The sequence below is a fragment of the Aquiluna borgnonia genome (genome assembly GCF_013283855.1).
Lineage (GTDB): Bacteria > Actinomycetota > Actinomycetes > Actinomycetales > Microbacteriaceae > Aquiluna > Aquiluna borgnonia.
The window spans coordinates 723,206-749,078 of sequence record NZ_CP054056.1; the positions used below are offsets into that span (position 1 = coordinate 723,206).

Sequence of the window (25,873 nt, forward strand, 5' to 3'; positions counted from 1 at the left end):
GAATCCTTTTGCGAAGTAGGCTAGCGGGCATGAGCTCTGGTGAAAAGCCTACCCTTCTGCTAATTGACGGGCACTCCCTGGCATTTCGTGCCTTCTACGCACTGAGCCCAGACAACTTCAAAAACTCGGCCGGGCAACACACCAATGCCGTCCACGGTTTTATCTCCATGATGCTCAACATATTGGAGCTCGAGAAACCCACTCACCTCTGCGTCGCGTTTGATGTCTCCAGGGAAAGCTTCAGAACTAAGGAGCTCCCGGAATACAAAGGAACTCGGGGAGAGACTCCGGAGGAGTTCATCGGCCAGACCGAGCTCTTGGTTGAGGCACTAACTGCCATGAACATCGTCAGTGTCTCAAGAGAGAACTACGAGGCCGATGATCTGATCGCCTCCCTCTCTGTTGCCGGGGAAAAGGCAGGTATGGAAGTTTTGGTAGTCTCCGGAGATCGGGACACCTTTCAGTTAATCACTGAGAAAGTCACGATTCTTTACCCGGTCAAGGGAGTGCTAAACCTGGCGCGTATGGACGACGCCGCGGTCCTTGAGAAGTACGGAGTTCACGCCAGGCAATACCCCGAACTTGCCGCCCTTGTGGGGGAGACCTCCGACAACCTAAAAGGTATTCCAGGGGTTGGTCCTAAAACCGCAGCCAAATGGATCCAAGAATTTGGATCACTTGAGGCGATTTTGCAAAATGCCGAGCAGATTCCAGGCAAGGTTGGGAATTCGCTCCGCGAAAATGCTGAACTCGCTGTTCGCAACCGACGGCTCAACCACCTGCTCAGGGATCTTGAATTTGATTTCACGCTCGAGGATTTGGAGCTAGGTCCTGTCAATGAGGACGCGGTTAGTGAAAGCTTCGCCAAGCTAAGTTTCCGGACGCTGCTCACCAGAGTGCTCAAGCTCAGGGGCACCAATGGATCGCAGCACAAAGTTATTTCCGCCAAGGTCATGCACGAGGAATCTGACCACACTTCTGTAATTGATGCCCCCGCTGCCGCAACCAGCGCTGTTATCGCAGACCTACCGACGGAGCCGATTCCATCTGAGCTGGCCGACTTGGTAAGCATCGAGCGACTCATCGGCTCAGGCGATTGCTGTGTTCACGTTGAAATCGCGGATTCAAAAGTTGTCGGCCTCGGGGCTGCAACGCTCTCCAAGCGTCTGCAGTGGAATGGGGAGGGGAACCCTGATCCACTTCTTGAGACCGGCGGATTTGGAACTTGGGACTACAAAATGCTCTCGAGAAACCTTGCTGGGATTGGAATTTCTTTGGGTCCAATCACAAATGACCCGCTGCTTAGCTGCTACCTGATAGATCCCCTTTCCAAAGACCTAAACCCAGACGCTCAAATTCGACAGCACGCCGGCATAGACATCGTGCGTCAGGATCCGAACGAACTGCTTTCCCAGAGCGATCCCTCCCTAGACGCCTGGATTTACTCCGTGCTGGTTGCTGTCACCTGCCCTCAGCTCGAGGCTGAGGGATCTCTGGCGGTTTACCGAGATATCGAACTTCCCGCCTCGGCAGTTCTGGCGAAAATGGAGCAGCTGGGCATTGCGGTTGACAGGGATTACCTGGAAACCCAGTTTCAAGAGCTGGACGCAGAGGTGGCGAAGGTGGCTCAGGAGGCCTACGCCATCATTGGCCACGAGGTGAATCTGGCCAGCCCCAAGCAGTTGCAGACGGTTTTATTTGAAGAACTGGGAATGGTTGGTACCAGAAGCGTAAAAACGGGTTTTTCCACCAATGCCGAGGCGCTGGCCACTCTTTATGAGCAGACCGAGCATCCGTTTTTAGAGCGACTGCTGGCGCACCGTGACGCGACTAAGTTGCGCCAGATGGCGGAGACTCTGATCAAATCAATTGAGAAAGATGGTCGAATCCACACCAGCTACTCTCAGGTAGGCACCTCCACGGGCCGACTCAGCAGTGAAAACCCGAACCTGCAAAACATCCCCATCCGCTCAGCAAGAGGTCAAAAACTTCGCGGTGCGTTCATTGCAGGAGCAGGCTTCGAGACCCTGCTTACGGCGGACTACTCACAAATCGAACTGCGCATCATGGCACACATGTCTCAGGATGCTGGATTGATTGAGGCTTTCAACGCGGGGGAGGACCTGCATAACTTTGTAGGGTCAAGGCTTTACGACGTCGCTCCCGATCAGGTAACACCGGATATGAGGGCCAAAGTCAAGGCCATGAGCTATGGTCTCGCTTACGGGCTCAGCGACTTTGGCTTAGCCCGTCAACTGCGCATCGATAAACGTGAGGCCAAGCAGCTCATGGAAGACTACTTCTCGCGCTTTGGTGGCATCAAAACCTATCTAGACCAGGTGGTCCAGCGAGCCAAGACCCTCGGCTACACCACAACTATTTACGGCCGTCGCAGACCATTTCCGGACCTAAACTCCAAGATTTTCCAGCTCCGGGAAAACGCCAGGCGAGCGGCCCTAAACGCGCCGATGCAAGGCACCGCTGCTGACATCATGAAAATCGCCATGGTGAACGTTGCCAAGGCGATGGATCAGGCAGGACTTAGGTCCCAGCTGCTCCTGCAGGTACACGACGAACTCGTGTTTGCGGTCTACCCCGGGGAGCTTGAAACCCTAAAGCAGTTGGCAGTGACGCAGCTTGGCCAGGTTGTGAAGCTATCGGTTCCCCTTGATGTCCACATTGGAGTCGGGGCCAACTGGGAGCTAGCAGGCCACTAGAAATACCTGTAAGCTTGCGCGGGTGCCTTCTGGCATCAAATCCCTGTCCGATTGCTGGGCAAACCTGCGCTGAAACAATGGTTTTGCACGGCCCGAGAAAACAAAAGTGGAGTACCCACGTTCATGGCAACTAAGAAGACCGCAACAAAGCAAATCGCAGTAAACGACATTGGCTCAGCAGAAGACTTCCTAAAAGCGGTCGAAGCAACTCTAAAGTTTTTCAACGACGGAGACCTGATCTCCGGAACCATCGTGAAGATTGACCGCGATGAGGTTCTAGTAGACGTTGGCTACAAAACCGAAGGTGTTATCCCGGTTCGCGAACTTTCCATCCGTCAGGATGCAGATCCAAACGACATCGTCAAGGTTGGCGATGCAATCGAGGCCCTTGTTCTTCAGAAGGAAGACAAAGAAGGCCGCCTAATCCTTTCCAAGAAGCGTGCCCAGTACGAGCGCGCCTGGGGCGACGTTGAGAAGATCAAGGAAGCCGATGGCGTGGTCAAGGGAACCGTTATTGAGGTTGTCAAGGGCGGTGTCATCGTGGACATCGGTCTGCGTGGCTTCCTACCTGCCTCACTAATCGAGCTCCGCCGCGTTCGCGACCTGGGCCCATACCTGGGCACCGAAGTTGAGGCTAAGATCCTTGAGCTCGACAAGAACCGCAACAACGTTGTTCTCTCTCGCCGCGCTCTTCTAGAGCAGAGCCAGACCGCAAACCGCACCACCTTCTTGAACGACTTGGTCAAGGGACAGGTTCGCACCGGTGTGGTTTCCTCCATCGTGAACTTCGGTGCCTTCATTGACCTCGGTGGCGTTGACGGCCTAGTCCACGTTTCAGAGTTGAGCTGGAAGCACATCGAGCACGCCAGCGAGGTTGTCGAGGTTGGCCAAGAGGTAACCGTTGAGGTTCTCGAGGTAGACAACGACCGTGAGCGCGTCTCACTGTCCCTCAAGGCAACTCAGGAAGACCCATGGCAGCTGTTCGCTCGCACCCACGCGATCGGCCAGTACATCCCAGGCAAGGTCACCAAGATCGTTCCATTCGGTGCATTCGTTCGCGTAGCGGACGGCATCGAGGGCTTGGTCCACATCTCCGAGCTCTCCTCGAAGCACGTGGAGCACGCTGACCAGGTTGTAGCGGTGAACCAGGACGTCTTCGTCAAGCTCATCGACATCGACCTCGAGCGTCGTCGCATTTCGCTCTCGCTAAAGCAGGCCTTGGACGAGGTTGACCCAGAAGGCAACGATTTCAACCCAGTCCTCTACGGCATGAGCGCCGACTACGACGAGAACGGCAACTACCGCTACCCAGAGGGCTTCGACCCAGCCACCAACGAGTGGAAGGCAGGCTTCGAGGAAGCCCGCGCCAAGTGGGAGGCTGAGTACGCCGAGGCTCACGTTCGCTGGGAGACCCACAAGTCCCAGGTCAAAGCAACTCGCGAGCAGTTGGCAACCTTGCCGGACAACGCTCCAGCCCAGGAGCCAACTGCTTCTGCTGGTGCAGCTTCAAGCGAGGGAACCTTGGCTTCGGACGAGTCGCTTGCCGCTCTTCGCGACAAGCTAGCTGGCGACAAGTAAGTTCAAAACCTGAAACGGGGGTGCGAGAGCACCCCCGTTTTTCGTTTATCCTTAGCCCGTGCTAATAGCTCTCACCGGTGGTATCGGATCAGGTAAGTCAACCGTGGCCCGGCGCTGGGTGGAGCTCGGTGCCACCGAGATTGACGCGGACGTTTTGGCGAGGGATGTAGTCGCTCCAGGAACAAAAGGCTTGGCACTGGTGGTTGAGGCGTTTGGGTCTAAAATCCTGAGCCCTGATGGATCTCTAAATCGAGCCGCGCTAGCCGAAATTGCCTTCTCATCTGAGGGCAATCGAAAGAAATTGGAGAGTATTTTGCACCCGCTCATCCAAGAGGCCGCCCAGAAAATCATCTCAACCCAGTCAGGACCTGTGGTCTACACCATTCCACTTTTTGTTGAATCAAATTCTCCACTCAAGTTTGATGCGGTTGTGACTATCAGCTGTCCCGAGCAGGTTCGAATTGATCGCCTGGTTCGAGACCGGGGAATGGCCTGGGAGCAGGCGCTGGCGAGGGTGAAGGCTCAGGCAACGGATGCTCAGCGTGAAGCTGTTTCGGATCACGTTATTGACTCAAACTGTGACCTCAACGAACTGATCAGTCGGGCCGATCGCGTGTTCGCAGAACTGGTTGCCTGAACGCATGGATCCTCAGGCGAAACCTTTCAGAGTAGTAAGCCCATATCAACCCTCGGGTGATCAGCCAAAGGCAATAAAGGAACTCGCCGAGCGCATTCGGGCGGGCGAGCGAGACGTTGTTCTACTTGGGGCCACCGGTACTGGTAAATCAGCAACTACCGCTTGGCTAATAGAAGAACTCCAGCGACCAACCTTGGTTATTGCCCACAACAAAACCTTGGCGGCCCAGTTGGCCAGCGAACTGCGAGAGATGTTTCCGGAAAACGCAGTTGAGTATTTCGTGAGCTACTACGACTACTACCAGCCAGAGGCTTACGTCCCTCAAACCGACACCTTCATTGAGAAGGACTCGACCATCAACGAGGAGGTTGAGCGACTTCGCTACTCGGCAACCATGTCCCTGCTATCAAGACGAGACGTGATTGTGGTGGCGACCGTGTCCTGCATCTACGGCCTGGGGGCTCCAAAGGAGTACTTAGCGCAGTCCCTTCCACTTCAAGTTGGTCAGCGCATCGACCGGGATGAGTTGATTAGGGCGCTGGTTCAAATCCAGTACCAGCGAAATGACATTGAATTCACCCGAGGAAATTTCAGGGTAAAGGGCGACACGGTTGAAGTGATTGCCGTCTACGACGAGGAAGCCACTCGCATCGAATTCTTTGGGGATGAGATTGAAAAGATCTACCGAATCCATCCGCTGACCGGGGAAATCTTGATGGAGCGCGATTCGGTGGCCATCTACCCAGCCTCTTACTATGTCGCTCCCGCCGAGCGGATGGGGCAAGCCATTGAGGCAATCGAAGAGGAGCTCGAGGTTCGCTACCGAGAGTTTGAGCAGCAGGGCAAACTTCTAGAGGCTCAGCGCATCAAGATGCGAACAACTTTTGACCTCGAGATGATCAGGGAGCTCGGCTTTTGCTCCGGCATTGAAAACTACTCGCGACACATCGATGTCAGGGCCGTTGGAGAGCCGCCAGCCTGCCTGCTGGACTATTTCCCCGAGGACTTTCTCACCGTGGTGGATGAGTCTCACGTAACAATCCCGCAGATTGGGGCCATGTTCAACGGCGATTCTTCAAGAAAGCGCACCCTCGTTGAGCATGGCTTTCGTCTACCCTCAGCTTTGGATAACAGACCACTGCGATTCGAAGAGTTTTTAGAGCGGACCGGTCAAACCCTTTACCTCTCAGCGACACCAAGCAAGTATGAACTTGAGAAATCCGACGGAGTGGTGGAGCAGATCATTCGACCCACCGGTCTGGTCGATCCCCAAATCGTTGTGAAGCCAGCCAAGGGCCAGATTGATGACCTGCTGGAGGAGATCAAACTCCGCACCGAAAAAGACGAGCGAGTGCTCGTGACAACCCTAACCAAGCGTCTGGCTGAGGAGGTGACGGATTACTTCACCGAGATGGGAGTTCGGGTCAGGTATTTACACTCTGACGTTGACACGCTGCGAAGGGTCGAGCTGCTGCGTGAGCTGCGTCAGGGAATCTTCGACGTCCTAGTCGGCATCAATCTGCTTCGAGAGGGACTAGACCTACCTGAGGTATCGCTGGTTGCAATTTTAGATGCCGATAAAGAGGGCTTCCTGCGATCCACCACATCACTCATCCAAACCATTGGCCGCGCGGCAAGAAACGTGAACGGCGAAGTTCATATGTATGCCGACAAGATAACCGCTTCAATGGCTCGGGCCATCGACGAGACGAACCGCAGGCGCGAAAAACAGGTTGCCTACAACACTGCTAACGGCATTGATCCGCAGCCGCTTCGCAAAAAGATTGCTGACATCACCGACCAGCTGATGCGCGAGGAATTAGACACGGAAACCCTGCTCGAGGAGCTCAAAAAGGAGCCAAAACGCAAAGTTGGCAGCGTCCCGATGCGCGGTCGGACCAACATTGGATCCATGGGATCAAAGGCCCTTCTCGACACCATCCTGGAGCTTGATGTTCAGATGAAGGCTGCTGCTGGTGCTCTCCAATTTGAACTTGCGGCCAGAATTCGCGACGAGATTTCAGAGTTGAAAAAAGAGCTGCGTCAAATTGAAGCAGCCGGTCACGCATAGGATTCTCAAGTGAGCATACAAACCCCAGCAGGCGCCAAATTGTCCATCAAGGGCGCCAGAGTTCACAACCTCAAGAACCTCAACCTTGAGATCCCAAGAGATGCCCTTATTGTTTTCACGGGACTATCTGGATCTGGGAAGTCCTCGCTTGCCTTCGACACGATTTTTGCGGAGGGTCAGCGCCGGTACGTTGAGTCACTCAGTGCCTATGCCAGGCAGTTTTTGGGGCAGGTTGACAGGCCTGACGTTGATTTCATCGAGGGTCTCAGCCCAGCTGTTTCCATCGACCAGAAGTCCACCAACCGAAACCCTCGCTCCACGGTTGGAACCATCACGGAGATCCACGACTACCTGAGGTTGCTCTGGGCGAGAATTGGCGTCCCGCACTGCCACCAGTGTGGTGAGGTGATCTCCAAACAGACTCCGCAGGCCATCGTCGATCAACTACTGCAGCTTCCCGAGGGGACCCGCTTTCAGCTGCTCTCGCCGATCATTCAGCAGAAAAAGGGTGAGTTTCAAGACCTGTTTGCCTCGCTGCAATCCCAGGGTTACGCCCGAGCAGTGGTCGACGGCGAAACCGTAATTCTTGCCGAGGCAAAACCCCTCAAGAAGTCTTTCAAGCACGACATCTCGGTTGTCGTGGATCGACTGGCCATTAAGTCAGATATCGGCTCCCGCCTGACGGACTCTGTGGAGACCGCTCTGAAGCTGGCCGATGGCAGGGTGGTGGTTGACTTTGTCGACCAGGGGACTCAGAGAACCTTCTCCGAACGACTCTCATGCCCAAACGAGCACGAGATTGTCCTCACAGAGATCGAGCCGCGAACTTTCAGCTTCAATGCTCCATTTGGTGCCTGCCCCGACTGCTCGGGGCTTGGAACCAAGATGGCGGTTGATTCCGAACTGGTAATCGGCGACCCGGGTGCCAGTATCAACGAGGGTGTGATTTTGCCCTGGTCAACTCAAGGCAAGGGTCTCTACAGCTACTTCACGCGACTGCTGGATGGGCTCACCAAGGACCTCGATTTTTCTCTCGACACCCCCTGGGAGAAACTGGGCGAAGAGACTCAGGCAGCCATCCTGCACGGCAACGACTTCGAGGTTCAGGTCAAGTGGCGCTCGAAGTACGGGCGCGAAATGCGCTACACCTCTGGGTTTGAAGGTGTGCTTCCATACGTGGAGCGCCGCTATCTTGAGGCTGACTCGGATTGGGCCAGGGGTAAGTGGTCAGAGTTTCTCAGGGAGATACCCTGCCCCGCCTGTGAGGGCGCCCGCCTGAGGGCTGAGGTGCTGGCGGTCAAGGTTCACGGCGCATCAATCCACGATGTCGCTCAGATGAGCCTTGGAAACAGCTACAAATTTTTTGAGCAATTGGAACTGAGTGAACGTGAGGCCACGATTGCAGCCCAGGTTCTGCGAGAAATCAGAGCCAGGCTCGAATTCCTTTTGGCAGTCGGGCTGGACTACCTCTCGCTCGAGCGAGCAGCCGGTTCGCTATCGGGTGGCGAAGCGCAGCGCATTCGCCTTGCAACCCAAATCGGCGCCGGCCTAACCGGCGTCCTCTATGTTCTCGATGAGCCGTCTATCGGCCTGCACCAGCGCGATAACCTCAGGTTGATTGAGACTCTGGTCAGGCTCAAGAACCTAGGAAACACCTTGATTGTGGTGGAGCATGACGAGGACACCATCAAGACTGCGGACTGGTTGGTAGATATCGGCCCAGGTGCCGGGCTCAACGGTGGAGAAGTGGTTCACTCCGGAAGCTATAAGGACATCTTGAAGAACAATAGGTCGATCACCGGGGACTACCTCGCGGGAAGAATCAAAATCGAAACGCCTCAAAAGCGCCGCAAAGTAGATAAAACTCGCAAGATCAAAGTTGTCGGAGCTCGGGAAAATAACCTGCGAAGCGTCGACGTTGAGTTTCCGCTCGGTGTCATGACGGCCGTCACCGGAGTTTCTGGCTCTGGAAAGTCTTCGCTTGTGAATGACGTGCTCTACGAGGTCCTGGCAAACAAGCTAAATGGAGCAAAGGGTGTGGCAGGTAAGCACACCCGTATTGAGGGGCTGGAGCAGTTAGACAAGGTCGTGCACGTTGACCAGGCGCCGATTGGAAGAACTCCAAGATCAAATCCAGCCACCTACACCGGCGTCTTTGACCACGTTAGAAAACTGTTCGCCGAGACTCCCGAGGCAAAAGTTCGCGGCTACCAGCAGGGCAGATTCTCCTTCAATGTCAAGGGCGGCAGGTGCGAAACCTGCGCAGGTGACGGCACAATCCGAATTGAAATGAACTTCCTGCCAGATGTCTACGTGATGTGTGAGGACTGCAAGGGGGCTCGGTACAACCGAGAGACGCTTCAAGTGCGCTACAAGGGCAAGTCAATCGGAGATGTGCTGAACATGCCAATCAGCGAAGCGGCTGAGTTTTTTGCGCCGATAAATTCCATCGCTCGATTCCTGAACACTCTTGTGGACGTGGGTCTTGGCTATGTAACACTTGGGCAAAGTGCCACAACCCTCTCCGGGGGTGAGGCGCAGCGCGTCAAACTGGCTACCGAACTGCAGCGCCGGTCAACCGGAAAGACCATCTACGTCCTGGACGAACCAACCACGGGATTGCACTTCGAAGATGTTCGTAAGCTCCTGCTGGTCCTTTCAGGGCTGGTAGACAAGGGCAACACGGTAATTGTCATCGAGCACAACCTCGATGTGATTCGATGCGCCGACTGGGTTATCGACATGGGACCCGAGGGCGGCTCGGGAGGCGGTCTGGTGATTGCCGAGGGCACCCCGGAGCAAATTGCCAAGGTGCCGCAGTCCCACACCGGCAAATTCTTGGCGGAACTTCTGGGCTGAAATGGCCAATGAACTCAGTTTCCGCCCGGCAACCGGTGAGATACCCACCCAACCGGGGGTCTACCGCTTTCTAGATTCCGATGGGCGCGTGCTTTATGTCGGAAAGGCTAAGAACCTCAGGGCAAGGCTCTCCAATTACTTTGGTCCGCTGAATTCGCTGCACGAGCGCACCCAGCGGATGTTGCTCAGCGCCAGCGATGTGAAGTGGACGATTGTCGACTCTGAGTTTGAAGCTCTGCAGCTCGAGTTCATGTGGATCAAGGAGTTTGATCCGCCGTTCAACGTTCGCTTCAAAGATGACAAGAGTTACCCGTATCTTGCGATCAGCGTCAGTGACGAGGTCCCACGAACTTTCATTACCCGCCGAAAGGACATGCGCGGGGTTAGGTACCTCGGCCCCTACACCCAATCCTGGGCGATCAGGGAGACTCTCGACACCCTGCTCAAGGTTTATCCGGTTCGAAGCTGCTCCTCGGGCACCTATGAAAGGGCCAAGCGACAGGGTAGGCCCTGCCTCCTGGCAGAAATCGGGAAGTGCTCAGCGCCTTGCGTAGACCGGATAGCAAAAGCCGACCACAAGGCCCTGGCCAAACGCCTGGGAGATTTTCTTGCCAGTGGCAACGAGACTTACATCGAAGAACTTCGCGGTCGAATGGCAATCGCCTCAGAGACCCAGAACTATGAGCTCGCTGCTCAGTATCGGGACGATGTTTCGGCCCTGGAGAAGGTTTTGGAGAGATCCGCACTGGTGTTTGCAGATCACACCGATGCTGATTTGCTGGCTATCTCCCGGGATGAGCTAAGCGCTGCCGTCTCCATCTTCATCATTCGCGGTGGCCGAATTCGAGGAAATCGCTCAATGGTGGTCGACCTAGAGCTTGACCGCAGCAATGAAGAGCTGATCGAGTACCTGATTCAGGAGCTCTACACCAAGGGAAAGCGCGGCCCAGAGGCGGAAATCCCGAAACAGCTGCTGGTGCCGGTGCTTCCAACTGACCAAGAGCAGCTCCAGCAGTGGCTAAGTAAGCTTCGCGGCTCCAAGGTTGACATTTCCGTCCCATCGCGAGGAGATAAAGCCAAATTGCTTGGCACGGCAACTAAGAATGCCGAACAGGCCCTTCACAGCTACAAGCTAAAGCGCAGCAGTGACTTCACAGCCAGGGCCGACGCGTTAGCCGGGATCCAAAAAGCGCTCCGCATGGCGAACGCTCCGCTGAGAATAGAGTGCTTTGACATCTCTCACCTTGGCGGGACCGGGACTGTTGGCTCAATGGTGGTCTTTGAGGATGGGCTTCCTAAAAAGGACCACTACAGGCGATTTAATTTGGAAACCGCAGACGACACCGAGTCCATTTATCAAGTTCTACTTCGCAGGCTGAAGTACCTAACCCAGGAGCAAAGCGAGAAATTTAGCTATCGACCGTCCTTGCTTTTGATTGACGGTGGCTTACCCCAGCGAAATGCCGCCCTTAGAGCGGTTGAGGAACTTGGCATCACCGGGGTAACGGTTGCAACCCTTGCGAAGCGACTTGAAGAGATTTATGTCTCTGGTCAGGATTACCCGCTTATCCTCCCGAGAACCAGCGAGGAGCTGTTTCTACTGCAGCGCATTCGCGACGAGGCTCACAGGTTCGCAATCACCGCCCAGCGGGCAAGTAGATCAAAATCCATCTCAAGCCAGCTCTTAGAAATCGATGGGCTGGGGGAGATGCGGGCGAGACTGCTGATCCGTAAGTTCGGTTCGCTCAAGCGAATTCGGTTAGCCTCGGTTGAGGAAATCGCTCAGCTTCCAGGATTTGGTCCAAAATTAGCTTCGGTTGTCCACAGTTCACTTGCGGAAACCGAAATTGTAACGCGCGCGACACGCCGAAGGACTAACCTTGTACCTCAAGTGATCAGGGGAGCCATGGACAGCGCTAGAAAGCCAGAACTGCTGGTTGTCACCGGCATGTCGGGTGCTGGACGCTCGACCGTGGGAAACGCCCTGGAAGACCAGGGTTGGTACGTAATTGACAACCTCCCACCGCAGCTTTTGGGTCCGATCAGTGACCTGTTTTCACTCAGCAAGGCGACCCTCCCGAGAATTGCAGTGATCATTGACGTCAGGGGAGGCGAGTTCTTCAACGACCTTCTGGCAAACCTGAGTGCACTCAGGGAGCGCGACATAAATGTCCAACTGCTATTTCTCGAGGCCAGCGACGCAGCCCTCGTGAAGCGTTTTGAGTCGGTCCGCAGACCACACCCACTCCAGGGCGAGGGGACCATTGTTGATGGAATTGCCGCGGAGCGACACGAACTGCTGACCCTTCGAGAGAGCGCTGATATTGTCTTTGACACCACAGAGCTCAATGTTCACCAATTGACGAACCGAGTATCAGATGCGTTTGCGTCCACCGCACGCGGCCTTCGGATCAACGTCATGAGCTTTGGTTTCAAGTACGGCATTCCTGCAGACGCTGACCTGGTAGTTGATGCCAGGTTTATCCCAAATCCGCACTGGCAAGAGGAGCTTCGGGCTAAGACCGGAAATGACCATGAGGTTGCCGGCTACGTTCTGGCCCAGCCAGGGGTTGCAGAATTCATTGAAAATTACACCGCAGCCTTGAGGGTTGTGCTGAATGGCTATCGGACAGAGAATAAAAAATTCGCGACCATCGCCATCGGCTGCACCGGAGGCAAGCACCGCTCAGTTGCACTGAGCAACAAAATCGCTGAAATTATCAGCCAGGAGCAAGACGTCAAGGTTTCGGTCAAGCACCGCGACCTGGGTAGAGAGTAAAAGTGGCACTTACACAGGCAATTAAGGAAGAGCTCGCGAGAGCACCACTGGGCAAAGGCCTAGAACGGGCCGCGGAACTGGCAACGATTTTGCGTTTTTGCGGGGGATTGCATCTGATTTCGGGGCGCATCGCGATTGAGGTGGAGCTGGACAGCTCTGCGCTCGCTAGAAGGATCTCCAGGGCCATCCTCGAGCTCTACGGGATCCACTCCGAGCTTTCCGTCGTTTCCATGGGCGGGCTTCGTAAATCAAGCGGTTACCAAATTCGAGTTCTCAAGGAGGGTGAGCTGCTTGCCCGCCAAACCGGATTGATTGACAATCGCGGTCGCCCAGTTAGAGGCTTGCCCGCCACCCTGGTTAGCTCCACGCTGGATGAGGCTAAAGCAATCATGCGCGGGGCGTTTCTGGCCCACGGCACCCTCACTGATCCGGGACGCTCCACATCACTGGAAATTACCGCCCCCGGCAATGAGTCGGCTATGGCGCTGGTCGGTGTTGCCCGAAGATTGGGCGTGACCGCTAAGGCTCGAGAGGTTAGAAACGTTTATCGGGTGGTTGTGCGCGACGGAGAGGGAATCACAGAACTTCTCAAGCAGATGGGATGTACCGACCAGGTTCAGAAGTGGGAAGAGCTGCGAAACCGTCGGGAAGTCAGGGGAGTGGCCAACCGTTTGGCCAACTTCGACGATGCAAACCTTCGTAGGAGCGCGCAGGCGGCAGTGGCCGCAGGAGCCAGGGTCGCCAGGGCACTGGAGATCCTGGGCGAGGATGCGCCAGAGCACCTGCGGTATGCAGGCGCCCTTCGGCTTCAGCACCGCGATGCCTCGCTAGACGAGCTGGGAAGACTTGCCGAGCCTCCGATGACCAAAGATGCCATAGCCGGTCGAATCAGAAGACTGCTGGCCACCGCAGACCGAAAAGCACAGGAAATGGGAATTCCCGACACTGAAAGTGCGATTACAGATTTACTGGATGAAAACTAAGGACCCAAGATGACCTACACCCTGCCTGAACTCAACTACGACTACTCCGCGCTCGAGCCACACATCTCTGCTCGCATCATGGAGCTTCACCACTCGAAGCACCACGCCGCCTATGTGGCGGGAGCAAACGCCGCGCTAGACGCGATGGCTCAGGCACGAGCCGAGAATAACTTTGCAAATCTCCCCAAACTGGAGAAGGACCTGGCTTTCAATTTGGGCGGACACACAAACCACTCGGTTTTCTGGAAAAACCTCGCTCCTGCAGGTGGTGAAGCCACCGGTGAGCTGCACGCTGCACTGGTTGAGTACTTTGGTTCCTACGACGCCTTCAAGGCACACTTCACCGCAGCCGCTATGGGCATCCAGGGGTCTGGATGGGCCTACCTGGCGTGGGACTCGATCGGAAACCGAATGATTATCGGGCAGCTCTACGATCAGCAGGGCAACCTTGCCATCGGCACCCTTCCACTATTGATGCTTGACATGTGGGAGCACGCGTTTTACCTCGATTACCAGAATGTGAAGGCCGACTACGTCAAGGCTTTCTGGAACATCGTGAACTGGGAAGACGTGGCAGCAAGGTTTGCTTCGGTGAAGGTGGTTTCGCGCTCCCTGCTGCTAGGCTAGAGGCCGTCCACTCAAAGGCGCGTCGGGCTTTTTTATCCCACTTTAAGAATCTGGAGTATTCCTGTGACTCGCATTGGTATTAACGGTTTTGGACGCATTGGACGCAACTTCCTCCGTGCCGCCCTCGCTCAGAATTCAAACCTTGAAATCGTCGCTGTCAACGACCTTTCCGACCCAAAGGGTCTTGCTCACCTGCTGAAGTATGACTCTGTCACTGGTCGCCTAGACGCTGCAGTTTCGGTTGAGGGTGACTCGATCATCGTCAACGGCAAGCCAATCAAGGTGCTGGCAGAGCGTGATCCCGCCAACCTCGGCTGGGGCGACCTGGGCGTAGACATCGTCATCGAGTCCACCGGAAGATTCACCGACGCCTCAGATGCCAAGAAGCACATCCAGGCCGGTGCCAAGAAGGTAATCATCTCTGCGCCAGCAACCGGCGAGGATGGCACCTTCGTAATGGGTGTCAACGAGCACCTGTACGACCCAGCCAACCACCACATCATCTCTAACGCGTCCTGCACCACCAACTGCTTGGCGCCACTGGCCAAGGTTTTCAATGACAAGTGGGGTATCAAGAACGGTCTGATGACTACCGTGCACGCCTACACCGCAGACCAGAACCTGCAGGATGGCCCACACTCAGACCTTCGCCGCGCTCGAGCAGCTGCGGTAAACATCGTTCCTTCCACAACTGGTGCTGCCAAGGCCATCGGCTTGGTACTGCCAGAGCTGAAGGGCAAGCTCGATGGCTTCGCTCTGCGAGTTCCAGTTCCAACCGGTTCAATCACTGATTTGACTCTGGTCTCCGAGAAGCCAGTGACCATCGATGAGATCAAGGCGGCCTACAAGGCTGCTGCCGAAGGTCCGATGAAGGGCATCTTGCTCTACACCGAGGACCCAATTGTTTCCTCTGACATCGTGACCGACCCTCACTCCTCGATTTTCGATGCAGGTCTGGTTCGCGTGATTGACAACACAGTCAAGCTCTCCAGCTGGTACGACAACGAGTGGGGTTACTCCAACCGACTGGTTGAACTCACCGCACTGGTTGCATCCAAGCTCTAATGCTTCGCTCGCTAACAAATGCCGGGAATCTTGCCGGCAAGCGCGTGATTTTGCGTTGCGATCTGAACGTTCCTCTAAAAGACGGAGAGATCACAGACGACGGTCGAATCCGGGCATCGCTACCCACCATCAAGTACCTGGTCGATGCCGGCGCCCGAGTCGTAGTTTGCTCACACCTCGGAAGGCCAGAGGGCACTCCGGACGCAAAGTACTCGCTGGCTCCGGTTGCAGAGCGCCTCGAGGAGCTCTTGGGGCAGCCTGTGGTTTTCGCTGGCGACACTGTCGGACACCAGGCCACAGCAGCAGTCAAAACCTTGGGTGACGGTGGCGTGTGTCTAATCGAAAACCTAAGGTTCAATGCTGGCGAAGCTTCGAAGGACGCCGGTGAGCGAGCTGCCTTCGCGGCCGAACTGGCCGAACTGGGTGAGGTGCTGATTTCAGATGGTTTCGGCGTCGTTCACCGCAAGCAAGCTTCGGTCTACGAGCTGGCGAGGCTAATTCCGGCATTTGCTGGTCTACTGATCGAAGCTGAACTAAAGGTATTGAAGCAACTCACTGAGGCTCCTGAGCGCCCCTACACCGTGGTGCTGGGTGGCTCAAAGGTGTCAGACAAACTCGGAGTCCTAGGGCACCTGCTGCCAAAAGTTGACCGATTGGTGATCGGAGGCGGAATGGTCTTCACGGTTCTTGCCGCCTTGGGTCACAGCGTTGGAAAGAGCCTGCTCGAAGCCGACCAAATTGAGACCGTTGGTAAGTTCCTGAACCAGGCAAGGGAATTGGGCGTGGAGGTTGTGCTGCCCACCGACATAGTGGTTGCAGAGAAATTTGCCCCCGATGCAGCCTTTGAAGTTCTTCCCGCTGACCAAATTGAGAGTTCAAGCTTTCGAGCAACTGGCATCGGTCTCGACATCGGCCCAGTTAGCGCTGAGGCATTTGCGGAAGCCGTTGCCAGCAGTGCAACTGTGTTCTGGAATGGACCCATGGGCGTCTTCGAATTCCAAAACTTTGCAGGCGGAACTCGGGCTGTGGCTCAGGCTTTAACTGAGGTTCAGGGTCTGGCAGTTGTGGGCGGCGGAGACTCCGCAGCCGCTGTCAGGGCACTCGGCTTCGATGAGACGGCCTTCGGGCACATCTCTACCGGCGGTGGAGCATCTTTGGAATACCTTGAGGGTAAGCAGCTACCTGGACTGGAGGTCCTAAATGACTAAGCGGATTCCGCTAATTGCTGGCAACTGGAAGATGAACCTAGACCATCTGCAGGCTATCGCTCTGGTCCAGAAACTTAGCTGGACTCTGAGTGATGCAGGCCACGAATACAGTTCGGCTGAGGTTGCGGTCTTTCCACCGTTCACTGACCTCAGAAGTGTTCAGACTCTGATTGAAGCTGAGAAGTTTGAGGTTGTCCTGGGTGCCCAGGATTTGTCAAAGCATGATTCTGGAGCCTTTACGGGGGAGATCTCGGGCGCCTTCCTATCAAAGTTGGGTTGCAAGTTCGTCCTCATTGGTCACAGTGAGCGCAGGCAGTATCACTCGGAAACTGATGAGACGGTCCAGGCTAAGGTAGCGGCAGCTTGGAAACACGGTCTGGTGCCAATCATTTGCGTTGGGGAGACTCTCGAAGAGCTCGAGACCCAGGGTCAAGCTGCGGTCCCAGTAGCTCAGACCATCGCTGCACTTTCTGGACACGAAACCCTTGGCGAGTTTGTAATTGCCTACGAGCCGGTGTGGGCTATCGGGACCGGTAAGGTAGCGACCCCGCTCGAGGCAGAGAGCGTTGCAAAGGCAATTCGAGCTGCAATCACCGAGAACTTCGGTGCCGAGAGTGGACAGAGCAGAATTCTCTACGGCGGATCAGTCAAAGCCAACAACGTCGCAGGCTTCCTCGCCTCCGGTGAAGTTGATGGGGTTCTGGTCGGTGGAGCAAGCCTGGATGCCGAGGAATTTGCTGGCATCGCGCGCTTTCAGAAGCACATAGTTCTATAATTTGACGAGCGCTTCACGCCCGAACTAAGGATTCCCTCATGGCTGTACTACAAACCGCACTATTGGTGCTGCTGGCTATCACCAGCGTGCTGCTGATTTTGCTAATCCTGCTCCACAAGGGTCGCGGTGGTGGCGTTGCAGACATGTTCGGTGGTGGGGTGACCAGCACCATGAGCTCCTCAGGTGTTGCAGAGCGAAACTTGAACCGCATCACAATCGTCTTGGGCCTGATCTGGGTAGTGGTCATCATCATTCTTGGCCTGTTCACTCGTTTTGGCTGGGCCTGATGTCGAACTCCTCATCAATTAGAGGCGCTCGCGTTGGCGCGGGGCCAATGGGGGAGCAGGATCGCGGCCACCACGTTCAGCGCGTAGCTCGAAACTTCTACTGCTCCAACAACCACGAATCTGTGCAGTTTTTCGCGGCAACCGTAAATGACGTTGACGTACCAATTGAGATAGATTGCCCTCACTGCGGCCTACCAGCCGGCATGGATAAGGCAAACCCTCCACAGGTTGCAAAAATCGAACCGTACAAGACTCATCTTGCCTACGTCAAAGAGCGCAGAAGCGATGATGAGGCCTCACAGATTCTTGATGAGGCCCTTCAGGCAATTCGTGAGCGCCGTGAGCGCGCCGCTGCAGCGGCTAAAGCCCGCGGCTAATTTCAGAATCTACGTACCAGCGAGTCAATTCCAGCCCGCCGACCATCGCTGCGGGCAAATCACAGTCAGCCTTTGCGATCGCGCACTGAGCAGCCTCGCGCTTAGCCTCACCCGAAGCTAGAAAAAAGACAGCCCGGGAGCGATTTAACGCACCATAAGAGAGCGACAACCGCTGGGAGGGTGGCTTGGGCGAGGCGTGCTCGGCAACAACCCAGCTAACCGCGTGAGACTTGTCTGGAAAAAGGGAAGCCACGTGACCATCTGGGCCCATACCAAGCAGCACCAGGTCAAAACACGGCAGGGGGCTTTCGATGCCTCCAAACTCGGCCTCTAGCTCCCGAGACATGGCATCAGCGGCGGCGTCCACCGGGCGACCGGTGGCCGGAAACCTCCTCAGATTGAAGTTGGCAAGCTCCGGCCATGCTTCCAAGGCCTGGTATTCATTCCTGTCCGCGTGGTCAAGGGGGACAAATCTCTCGTCCCCGACCATAATCTCTATTTTTTCCAATGGCAGCCCAAGCTTTCTGAGGTCACTCAGGATCTGGATACCTAGGGTGCCACCGGTGATCACCAGTCTTGCCTTACCGCGCTCCGCTATGGCTTCCAACAGAATCTGCTCTGCATCCTGGGCGGCCTTTGCGGTGAGCTCCTGGTTGTTTGAAAAGCTATTGACTTCAATCACTTGGCAAACCCTTGGGTCAGCACGCGGCCAAAGGTCTCATCCTCGCCCAAAAAGCGCATGTCTTCAACCAGGCAGTCCTGGTTTGAGCGACGTGGCAACAGGACTGATGAGTGTGGGGCATCGACCTGATCGATGTGGGCCACTTCTTCACGCCTGACCAGCTTTAGCTCTCCTGAATCGAAGGAAATCACCACGCCAGCGATGCCCTCGACGTTTACTCCATCGAGTGTGTGTTCGACGTTCACCCTGACCTTGAGGCTGAGCTCGAGCCACTTTGCAAGTAGCTCGGTGCTCGGGGATAAATCGGACCCAATGACAGTGACGGCCTGCACTATTCTGTGAAGGTGCTGGTCAAATAGGGCGGCAAGCTGGGCTCTCCACAACGTGATTCTGGTCCATGCCATGTCGCCGTCACCGGGCCGGTAGTGCTTGGCCAAATTTCTCAAGAATTCAATCGGCTCTGGCTGCTCGGCGGAGTCGACTATTCGGCGGGTAGCAATTTTGCCAATTGCAGTACTGCTTGGATTCGAGCCGCAGACTGCCGGCCACCAGGCAACTACGGGAGCATCCGGCAACAGCAACCCAGTCACCAGTGATTCCGCGTTATTTGCCGCTTGGCCATGGGCCCGGAGGATTACCACCTCAGATGCTCCGGCGTCTCCGCCGACTCTGATTTCCGCATCGAGCCTAGACTCGGCCAGCTGAGCGCCGTCGTCGTCGGCTAGAACGATGATCCTCGAGGGGTGGGCGCGAGACGCGCTATTGGCCGCCTCGACAGCCTCCTCGATGTGGGCAAAGTCTGTCTCAATCAGCAGGGTGAGAACCCTACCCAGAGCGACAACCCCACCTGATTCTCGTAGCTCCTGAAGACGCTTACCGATCTGACTGGAGGTGGTATTTGGAAGGTTTACGATCATGGTCGCCTCCAAGCTCTGCCGTCAATTGAAAGCATTGCGTGAGCGGAGAGTGGGCCCCAACTTCCAGGAGCATACTGCTCAGGCTTCCCGTGCTGTTCCCAGAACTTGACGATCGGGTCAAGAATTTCCCAGCTGAGCTCAACCTCGCGCTGGCGCGGGAACAACGGTGGCTCGCCCAGCAGGACGTCCAAGATCAGTCGCTCATAGGCCTCAGGGGAGTCTTCGGTAAATGCATGTCCGTAACCAAAGTCCATGGTGACATCTCGCACCTGCATGGCTGGACCTGGAACCTTGGATCCGAATCTCATGGTCACGCCCTCGTCGGGCTGCACCCTGATTACCAGGGCATTCTCCCCGAGCAGAGTAGTTTGATTTTCGGCAAAAAGCTGCTGCGGTGCGCGCTTGAAAACCACGGCAATCTCGGTAACTCGGCGCCCAAGGCGCTTTCCAGCACGCAGGTAGAACGGTGTTCCGTTCCAGCGCTCATTCGCCACATCGAGGCGCATCGCCGCGAAAGTCTCGGTAACGGACACCGGGCTAATACCCTCTTCGCTCAAGAATCCCAGAACCTCAGCTCCGCCCTGCCAGCCACCGGAGTATTGACCGCGAGCGGTGTGCTGTGAGAGGTCATTGGGCAGCTCGACAGCGGCCAAAACCTTTTCTTTTTCAGCGCGTAGATCGGCGGCATCAAAACTTGCAGGTTGCTCCATGGCGGTCAGAGCCAAAAGCTGCAAAAGGTGATTTTGAATTACGTCTCGAGCGGCACCGATGCCGTCGTAGTATCCGGCGCGACCTCCGATTCCAATGTCCTCGGCCATGGTGATTTGAACATGGTCTATGTACTTCGAGTTCCAGATCGGTTCAAACATTTGATTGGCGAACCGCAGAGCAAGAATGTTCTGAACCGTCTCCTTGCCGAGGTAGTGGTCAATGCGGAAGACCGAATCCTCTGGGAAAACTCGCTGAACCACAGCATTTAGCTCTTTGGCTGTCTCTAGGTCGGAGCCAAATGGCTTCTCGATAACAACCCGCCTAAATTGCCCCGGTAACCCTTGGGTGAGCCCGGCTTGCTCCAGCTGGTTTACCACCAGCGGAAAATCACGGGGAGGGATGGAGAGGTAGAAGGCGTGATTACCCGCGGTTCCACGCTCTCGATCTAGCTCATCAACCGTCTGTCGCAACCTGGCAAACGCCTCTGGGTCATCGTGCCTGCCAGAAACGAAGCGAATCCCCTTGGAAAGCTGATTCCAGACATCTTCAGACCACTCGGTTCTCGCGTGAGATCGAACCGCATCGTGAACAATCTGCTCGAAGTCCTGCCCAGTCCAGTCCCTTCGGGCAAATCCAACCAGTGAGAAGGCTGGCGGAAGCAGGCCACGATTGGCCAAATCGTAGATAGCTGGCAGGAGTTTCTTGCGTGATAGGTCGCCGGTGACACCGAACATAATTAGGCCGCTTGGGCCTGCAATCTTGTGGAGTCTGCGGTCGAAAGAATCCCTGAGCGGGTTGGTTTGCACTATCCGAGCACCTTTTTCAACTGCTCAAGACCGCTCAGTGGTTCTGAAAATCTAAGGCTCAGCACGGGCAGATTGTTGTCCAACAGCACCTGGGCGTCCCCAGCTGCCTGGGCGGCAATTAGTGTTCCAAAGGTAAAAGGTCGACCCTCGATCTCGAGGTCGTGCCCATGTTCTCCAGTGATCTGAAGGAAGACACCCTGTCTGGGGCCACCCTTGTGATACTGACCCGTCGAGTGCAGGAACCTTGGCCCCCAACCAAATGTCACTGGTCGGCCGCTTACTTTTGCCAGCAGATCTCGCAGCTGTTCAAACTGTGGATACTCCGCACGATTCAGGTAGGTGTGGACTGAAATGTAGCTCTGCTCACCAACCTTGTCCAACAGGCTCTGCACTGCAGCGGCCAGCGTGTCACCCTGTACGTCAAAGCCGTAACTGGTCACTGCGACCCCTTCAACCGCAAAGTCCGCTGCCTTGGCAGCGACGGGAGAGTCCAGCAGTGCGCGAGCGGCAATCTTTGCGCTCTCGACGTTTGGCTGGTCAAAGGGATTGATGCCCTGAAGGTAGCCGGCTATTACCGTGGCATACTCCCAAAGCAAAAATAGCTCTCCGAGGGAGCCTTCAAATGCGGCATCCTCAGAACCAGAAATTTCCGCTGCAAAACTGATTGACAGAGTGTCAGCCGGAATATTTGCGAGCTCCGGAGCGCTCTTGGTAACAACAACCGGCAACACACCTTTTTGCTCTTTTCCGGTCGATTCGGCAACCAGCTGCTCGGCCCAGTCACCAAATCCACCAAGCTGATCGGTTTCGATTAGGAACTTGTCCTTGAAGCCCTGAGGGCTTGGTGTTTTAGCCAGCAGCGCTCCCAGCCAGAGGCCGGGGTTGTCCAGTGAATCAGAACCTAGAGTGCTGGAAATTTGCTGGGCAGCTGCAAGCAGTCCCGCAATATCTGCTCCGGCTAATCCCGAGGGGACAATGCCAAATGCAGTCAGCGCGCTGTAACGTCCGCCAACGTTTGGATCTGCATTGAAGACTCGGTAGCCCGCTTCTCGGGAAGCTTGGTCCAGTGGCGAACCGGGATCGGTGACGATGACAATTCGATCCGTTGGTGAGATTCCGTTTGCTCGAAAGGCTGTTTCAAAGGCCCGTTTTTGACTGTCGGTCTCTACCGTCGACCCAGACTTCGAAGAGACTACGACCGCGGTTTTCTCTAGGCTTGTCAGAGCTGCCGCCACCTGATCTGGAGCGGTAGAGTCTAGGACTACGAGCTCGACCCCAGCAGTCTTGGTGATTACCTCTGGCGCGAGAGAGCTTCCACCCATACCGCAAAGCACGAATCTGCTGATGCCCTGGTTCCGAAATTCATCTCTAAGTTCGAGAATTTCTGGTATCAGGGCAACGGAATCCTGTGCGGAGGTTACCCATCCGAGGCGTATTGAGGCCTCGGACTCAGCGGCCGGCCCCCAGAGTGTGTGGTCCTTGGCAGCGATTCTCGAAGCAATGTTTTGCTCGACCAGTGATTCAACGACAGCCGTCAGGGCGGCGTGGTTGCGGGTAGCTAACTCAAACTTCACTTAGCTGCCTCCAGGGCAGCGGCCACGAGGTCCACCAACTCGCCCCAGGAGACAATGAATTTTTCAACGCCCTCTTTTTCCAACAGGGCGGTTACCTCGTTGAAATCAACTCCGGCCGACTCCAGTTCGGCCAAAAACTCGTGGGCCGAAGGGATGTTGGGCGTTATGGAATCCGAAGGCACAACCCCGTGGTCAGCGGTAGCCATGAGAGTCTTCTCCGGCATGGTGTTGACCAGATTGGCAGCCACAAGTTCGGTGACATAAAGCGTGTCTGTAAGAGCAGGGTCCTTCACCCCGGTAGAAGCCATTAGCGGGCGCTGCAAACGTGCTCCCTTAGCTTCAAGTTCTCGCCACTCTTGGGTCGCAAAGCGGTTCAGGAAAAGCTCGTAGGCAAGCCTGGCATTTGCTAGGGCCGCCTTGCTCTTGAGTTCAGGCTTTCCAAGAAGCTCAAGCCTCTTGTCCACTTCGGTGTCTACGCGGGAAACAAAGAATGAGGCGACCGAGTGAATCTTGTTCAGATCATGACCGTTGGCTGCTGCCTGGCGAAGTCCTTCAAAGTAGGAGTCGATAACTTCGTTGTAGCGCTCAACCGAGAAGATTAGGGTCACATTGACGCTGATTCCCATGGCAGTCACGGCGGTGATTGCCGGTAGCCCAGGCTTGGTGGCCGGAATCTTGATCAAGACGTTTTCTTTGCCAACCAAGGCGAAGAGTTCTTTGGCCTGGGCAATCGTTGCTTCGGTGTCAAAAGCGAGAGTCGGCTCGACTTCGATTGACACTCTTCCGTCCACACCATTTGATTCGCGGTAGAGATCTGCAAACAGGTCGCAGGCATCAGAAACATCCTTTGAGGTGATGTTGGCAATAGCCTGACTAGCCGAGGAACCGGCTTTCGCCTCTGCGGCGATCGCCGGGGAGTAGCTCGCACCCTTGAGAGCACCAGCGAAAATGGTCGGGTTAGTAGTTACGCCCCGAACCGAGTAGTTGGAAATTAGATCCTTGAGATTGCCGCTCTGCAGGCGATCGCGTGAGAGGTCATCCAACCATGCCGAGACTCCGGCAGCGGTTAGATTTGAAAGATTTTGGTTCACGTTTACTCCTAGATCAGATTCTTTGCGGCCGCAACAATTGCGTCGGTGGTGATTCCAAATTCGCGGTAGAGCGTTGCGTAGTCTGCGCTTGCTCCATAGTGGTCAATACCGATGGAGACTCCGGCATCGCCAACGTACTGACGCCAGCCCGAGGTAAGCCCGGCCTCAACGGAGACCCTGGCCTTCACGTTCGATGGGAGGACGCTCTCACGGTACTCAGCGGACTGCTCGGCAAACCACTCCAGGCAGGGAGCTGAAACCACGCGGGCAGCAATTCCAGCCGCCTCTAAAGATTCGCTCGCTGAAACAGCCAGTGAGACCTCACTGCCGGTTGCAATCAAAATCACATCCGGGGTCGCTTTCGACCCGGCCTTCAGCACGTAGGCACCCTTAGCAACTTCGGAGGCTGGGGCGAAGACTGAGCGGTCGAATACCGGGAGGTTCTGACGGGTCAAAACAATTCCACTGGGTCCACTCTTGCGCTTTAGCACCTCAAGCCAGGCATAGGCGGTTTCGTTCGCATCCGCTGGCCTGACGACAGAAAGGTTTGGGATAGCCCGAAGAGCGTTCAGGTGCTCAATCGGCTGGTGAGTTGGGCCATCCTCACCCAGGGCAATTGAATCGTGAGTCCAGACGTAAATCGCCGGGACGCCCATCAACGCTGCTAGCCGAACCGCAGGTCGCATGTAGTCCGAGAAGACAAGGAAGGTTCCGCCGAAAACCCGGGTATTTCCGGAGAGGGTGATGCCATTGAGGATTGCTCCCATCGCGTGTTCACGAACACCAAAGTGCAATATCCTGCCGGCCTTGGTTGGAGTCCAGTGGGCAACCTGCCACTTTGCTGGAACAAAGGATCCGCCACCCTCGATGGTGGTGTTATTCGACTCGGCAAGGTCTGCAGAGCCACCCCAAAGCTCGGGCATGACCTTAGCTATGGCATTGATGACCTTGCCGCTGGCTGCACGAGTTGCGATTTCGGTGCCGGATTCAAATTCAGGCAGGGCGCTCTGCAAGTTCTCCGGGAGAACACCTTCTTGGAGGCGCTTTAGGAGTTCAGCCTGCTCCGGGTTAGCGGCCTGCCAAGCACTGAAACGCTGGTCCCAAGCACTTCTAGCCTGTGCTCCGCGCTCCACTAGCTGGCGGGTGTGAGAGATTACCTCGTCAGACACCGCAAAGCTGGTCTCGGGGTCAAAGCCCAGTGCAACTTTGAGACCGGCTAGTTCCTCAGCGCCGAGCTTTGAGCCGTGAATTTTTCCGGTGTTTTGCTTCGAAGGTGAAGGCCACCCAATTATGGTTCTCAAGGTGATTAGCGTGGGCTGATCCGTGTTGGCTTTGGCTGCCTCAATGGCTTGGTGCAGAGCGGCAACGTCTTCTTTGTACTCGCCGCCCGCGCGCCAGTTCACCTCTAGAGTCTGCCAGCCGTAGGCGCGGTAACGCGCTGCCACATCCTCGGTGAAGGAAATGTCAGTGTCGTCCTCGATGGAGATTTGATTCGCATCGTAAATGACTACTAGGTTGCCCAACCCCAGGTGCCCAGCCAGTGACGCAGATTCTCCGCTGACGCCCTCTTGAACATCGCCATCGCCAGCGATGACGTATACAAAGTGGTCAAAAACAGACTCACCCTGCTTCGCCTCTGGGTCAAGCATTTCACGCTCAAAACGAGCGGACATGGCAAAGCCGGTAGCCGAAGCCAAACCCTGCCCCAGTGGGCCAGTGGTAATTTCCACACCCTTGGTGTGTCCAAACTCTGGGTGACCCGGAGTCAGCGAGCCCCAGGTCCTCAGTGCCTTCAGATCCTCAAGTTCGAGCCCAAAACCACCCAGGTAGAGCTGGTTGTAAATGGTCAACGAGGAGTGCCCCGCTGAGAGAATGAAGCGGTCTCGACCGAGCCAACGATCATCTTTAGGATCGTGGCGCATTACCTTTTGGAACAGCAGGTAGGCCGCTGGCGCAAGGGAAATTGCAGTGCCGGGGTGGCCATTGCCAACTTTTTCGACCGCGTCCGCAGCCAAAACTTTGGCGGTTTTTACCGCCAGATCATCAATCTCGTTCCATTCCAACATGAGGTAAATGCCCAATTCTTAATCGTTTTTAGGGGGATTGACGTGGCGGCGGTGCCTACGCGA

19 protein-coding genes are annotated in these 25,873 nt (G+C 55.7%); 13 read left to right on the forward strand and 6 right to left on the reverse strand.

The features are described 5' to 3' along the window. Nucleotides 1-29: 29 nt before the first annotated feature. From polA to HRU87_RS03800, 13 genes are all read left to right on the forward strand, one after another. Nucleotides 30-2,717 carry a DNA polymerase I gene (gene polA / locus HRU87_RS03735; protein WP_173493600.1) on the forward strand — a complete coding sequence of 896 codons (2,688 nt, stop codon included), beginning with the start codon at nt 30-32 and terminating at the stop codon, nt 2,715-2,717. 123 nt (nt 2,718-2,840) lie between these two features. Further along, a complete protein-coding gene (gene rpsA / locus HRU87_RS03740; RefSeq protein ID WP_173493601.1) occupies nt 2,841-4,295 on the forward strand; it encodes a 30S ribosomal protein S1 in 1,455 nt (484 codons plus the stop codon). A 58-nt stretch (nt 4,296-4,353) separates the two neighbouring features. After that, nucleotides 4,354-4,932, forward strand: coding sequence for a dephospho-CoA kinase (coaE, locus tag HRU87_RS03745; RefSeq protein WP_213086375.1), 579 nt, complete (start codon nt 4,354-4,356; stop codon nt 4,930-4,932). Nucleotides 4,933-4,936: 4 nt separating this feature from the next. Beyond that, nucleotides 4,937-7,003, forward strand: a complete 2,067-nt coding sequence (gene uvrB / locus HRU87_RS03750) for an excinuclease ABC subunit UvrB (protein WP_173493602.1) — start codon at nt 4,937-4,939, stop codon at nt 7,001-7,003. Between the two features lie 9 nt (nt 7,004-7,012). After that, nucleotides 7,013-9,862 (forward strand): excinuclease ABC subunit UvrA, encoded by a 2,850-nt coding sequence (gene uvrA, locus HRU87_RS03755; protein ID WP_173493603.1) that lies wholly within the window; start codon nt 7,013-7,015, stop codon nt 9,860-9,862. 1 nt (nt 9,863) lies between these two features. Further along, nucleotides 9,864-12,641, forward strand: coding sequence for an excinuclease ABC subunit UvrC (gene uvrC / locus HRU87_RS03760; protein WP_179957300.1), 2,778 nt, complete (start codon nt 9,864-9,866; stop codon nt 12,639-12,641). Nucleotides 12,642-12,643: 2 nt separating this feature from the next. After that, nucleotides 12,644-13,624 (forward strand): DNA-binding protein WhiA, encoded by a 981-nt coding sequence (gene whiA, locus HRU87_RS03770; RefSeq protein WP_173493604.1) that lies wholly within the window; start codon nt 12,644-12,646, stop codon nt 13,622-13,624. A gap of 9 nt (nt 13,625-13,633) precedes the next feature. Continuing rightward, entirely contained in the window at nt 13,634-14,251 is a 618-nt protein-coding gene (locus tag HRU87_RS03775) for a superoxide dismutase (protein ID WP_173493605.1), read from the forward strand. Between the two features lie 63 nt (nt 14,252-14,314). Continuing rightward, complete coding sequence (gene gap / locus HRU87_RS03780) at nt 14,315-15,316, forward strand: type I glyceraldehyde-3-phosphate dehydrogenase (protein WP_173493606.1); 1,002 nt, start codon at nt 14,315-14,317, stop codon at nt 15,314-15,316. Next, nucleotides 15,316-16,524: a phosphoglycerate kinase gene (locus tag HRU87_RS03785; protein ID WP_173493607.1), complete on the forward strand. Its 1,209-nt coding sequence runs from the start codon at nt 15,316-15,318 to the stop codon at nt 16,522-16,524. Before gap ends, HRU87_RS03785 begins: the two co-directional genes overlap by 1 nt. After that, nucleotides 16,517-17,299 (forward strand): triose-phosphate isomerase, encoded by a 783-nt coding sequence (gene tpiA / locus HRU87_RS03790; protein ID WP_173493608.1) that lies wholly within the window; start codon nt 16,517-16,519, stop codon nt 17,297-17,299. Before HRU87_RS03785 ends, tpiA begins: the two co-directional genes overlap by 8 nt. Nucleotides 17,300-17,337: 38 nt before the next feature. Then, on the forward strand, nt 17,338-17,586 hold the full coding sequence (gene secG / locus HRU87_RS03795; protein WP_173493609.1) for a preprotein translocase subunit SecG: 249 nt from the start codon (nt 17,338-17,340) through the stop codon (nt 17,584-17,586). Next, the gene (locus HRU87_RS03800) at nt 17,583-17,963 is read left to right on the forward strand and encodes an RNA polymerase-binding protein RbpA (RefSeq protein WP_173494254.1); all 381 of its coding nucleotides are present in this window, start codon (nt 17,583-17,585) and stop codon (nt 17,961-17,963) included. The genes secG and HRU87_RS03800 overlap by 4 nt, the downstream gene beginning before the upstream one ends. Here the strand turns inward: HRU87_RS03800 and pgl are convergent. Genes pgl through tkt form a run of 6 tightly spaced genes read right to left on the reverse strand, consistent with a single transcriptional unit; the run spans nt 17,947 to nt 25,810 of the window. Beyond that, nucleotides 17,947-18,645 carry a 6-phosphogluconolactonase gene (pgl, locus tag HRU87_RS03805; protein WP_173493610.1) on the reverse strand — a complete coding sequence of 233 codons (699 nt, stop codon included), beginning with the start codon at nt 18,643-18,645 and terminating at the stop codon, nt 17,947-17,949. The genes HRU87_RS03800 and pgl overlap by 17 nt on opposite strands. Beyond that, nucleotides 18,642-19,562, reverse strand: a complete 921-nt coding sequence (locus HRU87_RS03810) for a glucose-6-phosphate dehydrogenase assembly protein OpcA (RefSeq protein ID WP_173493611.1) — start codon at nt 19,560-19,562, stop codon at nt 18,642-18,644. The genes pgl and HRU87_RS03810 overlap by 4 nt, the downstream gene beginning before the upstream one ends. Further along, a complete protein-coding gene (gene zwf, locus HRU87_RS03815; RefSeq protein WP_173493612.1) occupies nt 19,559-21,079 on the reverse strand; it encodes a glucose-6-phosphate dehydrogenase in 1,521 nt (506 codons plus the stop codon). The genes HRU87_RS03810 and zwf overlap by 4 nt, the downstream gene beginning before the upstream one ends. Next, nucleotides 21,079-22,653: a glucose-6-phosphate isomerase gene (locus tag HRU87_RS03820; protein ID WP_173493613.1), complete on the reverse strand. Its 1,575-nt coding sequence runs from the start codon at nt 22,651-22,653 to the stop codon at nt 21,079-21,081. The genes zwf and HRU87_RS03820 overlap by 1 nt, the downstream gene beginning before the upstream one ends. Next, entirely contained in the window at nt 22,650-23,744 is a 1,095-nt protein-coding gene (tal, locus tag HRU87_RS03825) for a transaldolase (protein WP_173493614.1), read from the reverse strand. The genes HRU87_RS03820 and tal overlap by 4 nt, the downstream gene beginning before the upstream one ends. 8 nt (nt 23,745-23,752) lie before the next feature. Continuing rightward, nucleotides 23,753-25,810: a transketolase gene (gene tkt, locus HRU87_RS03830; RefSeq protein ID WP_173494255.1), complete on the reverse strand. Its 2,058-nt coding sequence runs from the start codon at nt 25,808-25,810 to the stop codon at nt 23,753-23,755. Between the last annotated feature and the right edge of the window lie 63 nt (nt 25,811-25,873).